Source organism: Flavobacterium sp. BFFFF1 (assembly GCF_002256285.1).
Classification (GTDB): domain Bacteria; phylum Bacteroidota; class Bacteroidia; order Flavobacteriales; family Flavobacteriaceae; genus Flavobacterium.
In genome coordinates, this window is the sequence record NZ_NKJE01000062.1 from 1 (window position 1) to 2,587 (window position 2,587).

3 protein-coding genes are annotated in these 2,587 nt (G+C 36.8%); 2 read left to right on the top strand and 1 reads right to left on the bottom strand.

The features are described 5' to 3' along the window. Positions 1–187: hypothetical protein (locus CFE23_RS16500; RefSeq protein WP_291090533.1), on the bottom strand; the 187-nt coding region annotated here is incomplete at its 3' end. Positions 188–677: 490 nt separating this feature from the next. On the opposite strand from CFE23_RS16500, the gene CFE23_RS16505 reads away from it, so the two are divergent. Both CFE23_RS16505 and CFE23_RS16510 read left to right on the top strand, forming a co-directional pair. Further along, on the top strand, positions 678–1,289 hold the full coding sequence (locus CFE23_RS16505; RefSeq protein ID WP_291090535.1) for a hypothetical protein: 612 nt from the start codon (positions 678–680) through the stop codon (positions 1,287–1,289). 147 nt (positions 1,290–1,436) lie between these two features. After that, positions 1,437–1,952: a hypothetical protein gene (locus CFE23_RS16510; protein ID WP_291090537.1), complete on the top strand. Its 516-nt coding sequence runs from the start codon at positions 1,437–1,439 to the stop codon at positions 1,950–1,952. The last annotated feature ends 635 nt before the right edge of the window (positions 1,953–2,587 follow it).

A 2,587-nucleotide genomic window follows, 5' to 3' on the forward strand; every position in this document is an offset into this window, starting at 1 on the left:
CAATTGCTGCTTCCCTTGTAAAATGAACTTCTTTTTTCCATAACTTCGTTCTGTCCAGCCGAGAATACTCAGTTCCAAATGCCGCAACTGACGTGAAGCCGCCGGACGTTACAGGCAATAGCTCCGCCGCAGAAATCACGATTTTTCGTAATTGAAAAGATTCGGCTTGCGCAAATTTAAAAATCACTTCCCTCCTATTTCCTGGAAATAAACTTCCTGAATTTAACTTTGAAATCGTTCATGGAAATTTTGTCAATTTCAATTGCGTTTTCGTGTCGCCGAGAAATCTCAGCTAAACTCAATCTGGCTTAAACTTGCTCAAAAATCTTTGTCAATTTTTGTTGTCCTGAAAAATTATAGCCGAGAATTTTGCGCTTAAAATTGCAATCCCAAAAAAGCGCAAAATCCATAAAAACCAACTGCAGCGGATTTTCTCTGTGGTTACTTTGTGTGATTTTAGTTGTGTGTCGCTACAGCCTGTAACAGCGGTTTCACGCAATTGCTACTTTTCTTGTAAAATGTAACCGCTTTTTCCATAACTTCGTTTTGTCCACGCCGAGAATACTCAGTTCCAAAAGCCGCAACTGACGTGAAGCCGCCGGACGTTGTGCGACATTTTTGACGTGACGAACCCAACCTCTACCGAAATTTAGTTCTCTATATAAAAAAAAATTCTAGTGAAAATACGGGTATTACTTTTCTTGTTCGTTTCGATAAATATTTTTGGGCAAAACTTAGAAAATAATGTTAACCTTAAAAAATATAGATCTGTAGAAATTACTAATTGCTTGGGAAATAAAAAAACTCCTTGGAGCACCAAGATTGAGCTAAATAATGGCCAAATATTACAGAAAAAAATTTACTACGAGAATAAACTTCGTACGCTTTTAAAATATACTGAGGAACAAAGCAGGGCTGAAATGCGAGGAAAGTCAGACTTGCCTGAGTTAGTTGAAAGAAATTCTCCTTTCGATTCTATATGCGGGTTTCGCATAGAATATAAATATGATACGGCAGGAAATGTGATCTTTGAAAAAACTTACTCAAAAATAGATAAACAAATTTTGATTGAAACCAATAGTTATAAGTATGATAGCCATAATAATGTTATTGAAATAAATAGAACTGCGGATCCAAAACAGGAATATCCAATTATCATGACTGGCGGTCAAGCACTTTATGAAAACGAAAAATTCCGATATGTTTACAATAACGACGGACTTTGGATAAAACAATATTGGATTGTAGATGGCAAAGAAACGCTGATTACAAAAAGGGTGTTCAAATAAAAACGTCGCACAACAGCGGTTTCACGCAATTGCTGCTTTCCTTGTAAAATGAACTTCTTTTTTCCATAACTTCGTTTGGTCCAGCCGAGAGTACTCAGTTCCAAATGCAGCAACTGACGTGAAGCCGCCGGACGTTAACTGTAATACATGACAAACTTTCAAACCAAATTCAACTATTTTATCTTTGTTCTGCGAATAATTTTAACTTTGTTCGCTGGTTCAATGCTCATCTGTACGGTAATTTTTTCTCCAAGTTTATTAGAAACTGAAAAATATAGTTTTGCAATAATTTCTGGGGTTATCCTTTTTGCGTTTTTGTGGGGATTTCTATGTTACAGAGTTGCAAAATTAGTATTTACTCAAATCCATATTTTCGATTTTAAGAATCATGATCTGACAATCATTAACGCTATAACCAAAGTAGAAAAACAAATTAAACTTGACGAAATTAGAGGTTTTAGTACGTCACAATATCAAACGAGAGTTTGGGATTTTAAATCTGTTATAATATATTATAAAAATGGCAGAAAAGAAGAACTACCGCAATTTTTATACTTAAATTTTAAAACGATACCTGTAGCATTAGAAGCAATCGGAATAAATAATTTTGGGTATGAACCTTTTGTTTGGAAATTCTTTGATTCAAGATATTACAAATATTGATTGTACTACAGTTAACAGCGGTTTCACGCAATTGCTACTTTCCTTGTAAAATGAACTTCTTTTTTCCATAACTTCGTTTAGTCCAGCCGAGAGTACTCAGTTCCAAATGCCGCAACTGACGTGAAGCCGCCGGACGTTATATGTGGTCGCTCCGCTCGCAGAAATGACGTTTCGCGTTTGTTGAGAAGTTCGGCTTGTGTTTGAGTAAATTTAACTTCTTCCCTATTTTTCACGGCTTAACTTTGTGGTTACGTTGTGTTAGTGTCCACGGAAAATTTGTTGCTTTTGTGCAAGATTCTTGTCGCCGAGAGTTCTCTGCGAGACGTAATCAGAGCTTAAGTATTGTGTAAAATGCGTGCGTTGAAATTTTAGCGTAGAAAATAGCGCGTGTTAACTGGAGAATATTTTTTTCTTGAACGGAGTAGAATTTCTCTGTGGTTACGTTGCGTGATTTTGCAAATGTGTCGCGACCCATATAACAGCGGTTTCACGCAATTGCTGCTTCCTTTGTAAAATGTAACACCTTTTTCCATAGCTTCGTTCTGTCCAGCCGAGAATACTCAGTTCCAAAAGCCGCAACTGACGTGAAGCCGCCGGACGTTATGCACAACCGACCTCGAAATCGTGATATGAGC